The sequence below is a fragment of the Methanobrevibacter sp. genome, from assembly GCF_017940815.1.
Taxonomy (GTDB): domain Archaea; phylum Methanobacteriota; class Methanobacteria; order Methanobacteriales; family Methanobacteriaceae; genus Methanocatella.
In genome coordinates this window covers 1-6,149 of record NZ_JAGAXX010000066.1, presented here as the reverse complement: position 1 = coordinate 6,149, position 6,149 = coordinate 1, and the positions used below count along the sequence as shown (strand labels likewise).

Sequence of the window (6,149 nt, the reverse complement as noted above, 5' to 3'; positions counted from 1 at the left end):
TGGTTCAATGGTGCTATGCTTAGTAGATTTCATACCTATCGGTCAAGGCAAATTCGAATATTATTACGAATGGAAAGGCCTTGACAAAACAATAGATATGGCCTAAGAATCTCCAACTTCTACAAGCTGGAGAGGTTCAATGTGACAATTTCTAATTTTTATAAAAAAAAATAAAAAAAGTTGAGTAATATCAATTACTCGTTCTGTTTCATCATAACATATCCCTTGAACAGGTCAAGGTCTTCTTTTGTCGTGATTTTAATATTCAACTGATTGGATTTTGACAGGTAAATTTCACGCCCCATAAGATACATCAATGTAGTTGTATGTGGCTCTACCTTGTCAATCAAATCTTTTTCAACAGCTTCCTCAAACAATTGAGTTACATAACCGAATTTAAAACATTGAGGAGTATTTAAAATCATCACTGCATCCCTATCAATCCAGTTAACGGACTTGTCCCCATCATTGCTTCCCAAAAGCAGAGGGGATGAGATTGCAGGGGAGGAATTTCCCTTTTCTTTTGCTACTCTTATAGCATCGCTGACTATGTCAGGTGTTGTGAATGGTGAGGCTCCATAATGGACAAGCACAATGTCGTCGTCATCCAATTCACCCTTAAGATTTTCAATACCGTTCATCACTGAATGCTGGAAGTCGACTCCTCCTTCAGTGATCCATTTAACCTTAGTTAAGTTAAACTCTTCCACTAAACCTTTTAAATAATCCATATGACTTTTAATACATACTACTTCAATTGCATCAATTTCAGGATGATTCTGGAACAATTCAATAGTATATACTAAAACAGGCTTTCCCAAAATATCGATAAACTGTTTTGGGCGGTCAGCACCAACGCGGGAGCCGACACCACCTGCTAAAATAATCGGTACATTCATAATTTTATAACTCCTTGTAACTTTCGATAACCTCATCAATATTATCTAATATATATCTGAAAGATGTTAAAAAGAAGAATCCATCTTCCTCACCAACACTACCTTTAAACAATCCCCAGCTAATCCAATAAAGTGCATTTAGAATGGATTGTCCCATTGCATGACGGTGCTCCAATGGAGTAAGTTCGCGTCCGTAGTATGCCCTCAATAGCATTTCACGGATTTCCTCATCATATTCATATCTTGTAAATATGGAGGTCACGTCATTGACAGGGTCGTTTATTCCTGAATACTCCCAATCGATTAGGTAAAAGTCGCCGTCACTGGTTGAGATGAAGTTAGGTTCGTATACGTCGTGGTGAGATACAACTAGCTCGATTCCGTATTTTTCCCTTTCAGCCTTAACGTAATTGTCAACAATGTCAATTTTAGTAAACATTTCTTCAAATTCTTTAAACAGATTACCCTTGGTTGCACAGGCAAGGCCAATCAATCTTTTTGATTCTGCAACATTATCAAAGATTTTGGCTTCCTCAGACAATGGTATCTCATGAGTCTTGTGGAGCGCTTCCATACATTGCTTCAAGTGGGTCTCATTGCCCAATATGTCACATGGAATAATGTTCTGGATGAAGTATGATATCTTCCATCCGCTTGGGTCAATGTATATTAATGACTTGTCCAAATCATATTTCTTAGCCATGTTCTGGGTATATACCTCAGTTCTTCTGTCAATAAGATTGTCTGCGGTTCCTCCAGGATGTCTGTATACGTATTCCACATCCTTAACTGTGAACTTGAAGGATGCATTTGTCAATCCTGCCTTGATGATTTCAATGTCGGTAATCTCATTCGGATGGCAGTCGAGAGTCTTACAGATGTTTTCGACAATTTCGGAATCAACGTTCAATAGGAAGTCGCTGTCGAATTGCCTTAAATCGTCAATGTCCTCAAACTCAAAGATGTCGTTCTTGTCGAATTCCTTCTTGTATAAGGTCAAGTCCTTGATGTGGGTTCCATAAAACTCTTCCCAAAACATTCCTGCAACACCGAAGTTGTCAATTTCCTCCTCCAATAGTTGGCGGAACCTGCTTGAGAACTTTTCATTAAAGTAAGCATGACCGATCATTGCCTCTGTGTCTTCACCACCAATGTAACATCCTGTGATGATATCAGCATCGGAATAATCTACAGAAAATTCCCTGAAGTTTCCTTCAAGATATGTGCATGCACGGTATGACTGGTTAAATTCATTATCGTCAATGAATGGATTTTCAGTGAAATAATGGTCAGCACAGCAAATGAATGTATTTGCAAGGTACTCACGTGCAACATATAATGAATAGATGTTTCCAAATTGTCCATATGTGTTGTTGATTAGTAAAGTAACTTCCGGGTATTTACGTTCAAGATAAAAGAATTTCTCCTTCATGTAACCCATTACAACATAAATGTCTTCCACTCCTGCCTCAATCAGCTGTTCGATTTGCCTTTCTATTAGAACTTCGCCACGAACTATGAAAAGACCTTTAGGTTTTTCATATGTGAACGGTGCAAATCGATTCGATTTTCCAGCAGCCATAATAATAGCATTTCTCTTCATAAAATCACCATAATTATATAAGTATTTAGAAATTGTTTTATAAATAATTAATCAAAAATTAACGATTATTTACACTTTTTACTGTTCAATAAAATAAATTCATCATAGTTTTCAGCTTCAATGACATCCAAGAAGAATTTCCTTTTTATTGGACCAAGATTGTCGAGAAAGTCCTGATAATATTTGCTGTCTTTTATTTGCATATAGTCCTCTTTAATTAAGTTGAACATTTTATCTTTGCATTTTAATGGAAGGTCTCTTAAAGCAAAACGAGGACCATTTATTTTGTAGGCAAGTAAGTCAAACTTATATGCATCATACCAATCATTTCCAACGAATATCTTCATTAGCACTTGGCCAGCTGCAACTGTGTCAAGAAACTTTTCATCAACAACATGGGTTATGGACTCGTCATGCTTTCTTCTGTAATACAAGTGCTTTTTAATAATGGAAACCCTTTCTGCCTTGAGATAAACATAATAAAAGAAAGGCATGTCCTCAAAAAATATTCCTTCCGGAAACTTGGCGTCAATTCTTCTTAAAAAATCAGCATCATATATCTTTTGACAAACTCCAACAGACAAATCAAAGATGGATCCGGGAGTTTCCTTTGGGGAAAATGCCCTATTCTCAAATGACTCATCAAATGTCTTTAAATCGAACCAGTCATTCTCATATATTTCCCCATCGTTATAGTTAATCATCTGGAAAAAGGTCAAGTCCGCATTATGCCTAGTGATTTCATCATATGATATTTCCAATGCCCTTTCATGGTACCAGTCATCTGAATCTAAAAACATTATATATTTTCCATTTGCAATTTTCAATGCATTGTTTCTTGCTGCACCGGGACCCTGGTTTGACTGGTTGATGATTTTAATTCTAGAATCGCTAAATTCATTAATAATGTTTCCAGTTGCATCAGTTGAACCGTCATTAACAATGATAAGTTCAAAATCAGTGAATGTTTGGTCCAATACCGATTCAATGGCTTGGCTTACATATTTTTCACAATTAAAAACTGGAAGAATTACTGATATTGTTGCCATGAATTATAATTTAAAAATAATAATATAAAAAAATAGGGATTGAAACATAAACTATCTTCATTAATTTTAAAAAAAGTATAAGAGTGAAATTATCACTTATTTAACTTTGATTTTAGTTTTTTGCAATATAAAAAAATTATTCATGAAAATTTTCACAAAAATGCATAAAATATGATACTTATTAAAATCAACATCCAATTTGATGCAATTCAAATCCCATGGATGTAATCTTTTTACTGTAGATGTTTCTACCATCAAAAATTACCTTTTTGTTTAAATTTTCTGAAAGTAAAGCAAAGTCGGGATTTCTGAATTCCTTCCATTCAGTAATTAAAATCAGTGCATCGCAATTTTCAATTGCAGAATATCGATTTTCACTAAATTCAATTGAATCCAAATACATTTCATCAATTGTCTTTTTAAATTCATCCATAGCTTGAGGATCATATGCCCTAATTTTAGCCCCTTTATCGATAAGCTTCGAAATCACCACGAGTGATGTGGATTCCCTTACATCATCAGTTCCAGGTTTAAATGACAATCCCCAAATTCCAAAGGTGAGGCCGTTCAAATCATCACCAAACCTATCAGCTACCTTATTTACCAATACGTTCTTTTGATTTAAATTAACTTCTTCCACTTGTGACAAAATCCTTGGATAATACCCATTGGCTTTTGCAGTATTGATTAATGCATTAACATCTTTTGGAAAGCAGCTTCCTCCATAACCGCAGCCTGCATAAATATAATCATATCCAATACGCTTATCAGAACCGACACCTCTACGGACTTCCTGTATATTCGCACCGGTAACCTCACATATATTTGCTATTTCATTCATGAAAGATATTTTAGTTGCAAGCATTGCATTAGAAACGTATTTAGTCAATTCTGATGACTTGATGTCCATCAATACAAACCTTTCATGATTTAATGTGAATGGGCGATACAACTCTTTTAATATCTCAAAAACCTCTTCACTTTCAGCACCTATTACAACTCTGTCAGGATGCATGAAATCCTCAATTGCCCTGCCTTCCTTTAAAAATTCAGGATTTGAAGCTATATCAACTTTAACATCTGAAATACTATTGATAATTTTTTTAATTTCAAATGAGGTTCCAATAGGAACAGTTGATTTGACCACTATTAAAGATTCATGAGTTATACTTTCAGCAATATTTCTAGCTGCCTCAAATACGTAATCAAGATTAGCGCTACCGTCATCATTCATCGGAGTTCCAACGGCAATAAAAATTATATTTGTGTCATCCAATGCAATTTTCAGGTCAGTAGTAAATATCAGATCTCCCCTTTTTTGAGAGTCGACAACAATGGTTTTCAAATTTGGTTCAAATATAGGCATCTGGCCATTCTTCAAACCGTTTATCTTATTTTCATCGATATCCACACAGTAAACCTTATTTCCCATTTTGGAAAAACACGCTCCGGTGACCAATCCCACATACCCTGTTCCAATAACTGTAATGTTCATAGTTCACCTAAAACTTTTATTATAAATTCAACACGATTGTCAAAAGTATGATTATTTAAAACTATTTCTCTGCCCCTTTTGGCCAACAGTTCTCTTTCTGAAGGATTATTCAGATAATACTCCAACTTATTCTTCAAATCATCAACACCATCATAAGTCACAATGCAATCCTCAAAAACAGTGCTTGCAGAAGGAATATTGTCAGAAATCACCAATGTTTCACATAAAAGGGCATCGAACAATCTGTTGGATGGAAAATCCCATTCTCTCATATCCTTCCAATGATCATTTAACAATATCTTGCATGAAGAATAATACTTATGCAATTCCTCATTGGGAATGAATTCCCCACATACATACTTCTCGTCAATTTTTTCATTCCAGTGCTTGCCGTAAACGGAAACAGAATAATCAGTTTTCAAGATGTCTTCCATTATTTCACGGTTTTCACGACCTATGCCGACAAATAGAATCTCATGACTGCATGACTCATCCTCTTGAGGATAAAACACTTCCGGGTCGCTGCACTGCAGTAATGGGTAAACTTTAGTGTTTACGTCATTTCTTATCTTATTAGCATATTTTTCAGATGAGATGAAAACCGCATCATAATTTTCATATTCCTTATGGTCCACCAATTCCGGATGAGAGATGTTCCACATCAGATTGATATGATTCGGATTTGGCTTATATTCATACAATCCCCTTAAAACGAATACAATATCCACATCATCATCATTGTACCATGATTCTTGTTCATGGATGATTGCATTGAAACCTTTCCTTTCAAAAGCCCTTTTTAATGCCAATGCCATGAAGTAATCACCCCAATGATGCTCTGTTTCAGGATTGGGAGTTTTAATAGCTATTATTTTCTTATTATTCTTTTTTAATTTGCTTAAAAATTTTTTCAAAGACATATTGGAATTCCATTATGAAATATATTTTTTTTATTTTAATTTAGGGTGTCCGCCAAAATTAAATTTTGGCTGACTTGTTGATTTTTTTTAAAATATTGTTACATTGAGTTTTAATTGGTTTTTTATGGATGTGCTTTCGCAGAAATTTTCTAAATCTTCTTTTGTGTTTTTTATTTCTTGTTT

At 34.8% G+C, this 6,149-nt stretch carries 5 protein-coding genes; all 5 read right to left on the bottom strand.

Annotated elements, in window-relative coordinates; all coding sequences use genetic code 11:
• Nucleotides 1-194: 194 nt before the first annotated feature.
• Entirely contained in the window at nucleotides 195-899 is a 705-nt protein-coding gene (locus tag ILA26_RS08210; RefSeq protein ID WP_292896198.1) for an IspD/TarI family cytidylyltransferase, read from the bottom strand.
• A gap of 4 nt (nucleotides 900-903) precedes the next feature.
• Entirely contained in the window at nucleotides 904-2,502 is a 1,599-nt protein-coding gene (locus tag ILA26_RS08205) for an NTP transferase domain-containing protein (RefSeq protein ID WP_292896196.1), read from the bottom strand.
• A 65-nt stretch (nucleotides 2,503-2,567) separates the two neighbouring features.
• On the bottom strand, nucleotides 2,568-3,551 hold the full coding sequence (locus ILA26_RS08200) for a glycosyltransferase family 2 protein (protein ID WP_292896194.1): 984 nt from the start codon (nucleotides 3,549-3,551) through the stop codon (nucleotides 2,568-2,570).
• Nucleotides 3,552-3,738: 187 nt separating this feature from the next.
• Complete coding sequence (locus ILA26_RS08195; RefSeq protein WP_292896192.1) at nucleotides 3,739-5,046, bottom strand: UDP-glucose/GDP-mannose dehydrogenase family protein; 1,308 nt, start codon at nucleotides 5,044-5,046, stop codon at nucleotides 3,739-3,741.
• Nucleotides 5,043-5,861: a glycosyltransferase gene (locus ILA26_RS08190; RefSeq protein ID WP_292896190.1), complete on the bottom strand. Its 819-nt coding sequence runs from the start codon at nucleotides 5,859-5,861 to the stop codon at nucleotides 5,043-5,045. The genes ILA26_RS08195 and ILA26_RS08190 overlap by 4 nt, the downstream gene beginning before the upstream one ends.
• Nucleotides 5,862-6,149 lie beyond the last annotated feature (288 nt).

Bases quoted from the DNA above. Each gene is read 5' to 3' on its own strand.
- ILA26_RS08200 (WP_292896194.1), bottom strand. From the start codon at position 3,551: ATGGCAACAATATCAGTAATTCTTCCAGTTTTTAATTGTGAAAAATAT.
- ILA26_RS08210 (WP_292896198.1), bottom strand. From the start codon at position 899: ATGAATGTACCGATTATTTTAGCAGGTGGTGTCGGCTCCCGCGTTGGT.
- ILA26_RS08190 (WP_292896190.1), bottom strand. From the start codon at position 5,861: ATGGCATTGGCATTAAAAAGGGCTTTTGAAAGGAAAGGTTTCAATGCA.
- ILA26_RS08205 (WP_292896196.1), bottom strand. From the start codon at position 2,502: ATGAAGAGAAATGCTATTATTATGGCTGCTGGAAAATCGAATCGATTT.
- ILA26_RS08195 (WP_292896192.1), bottom strand. From the start codon at position 5,046: ATGAACATTACAGTTATTGGAACAGGGTATGTGGGATTGGTCACCGGA.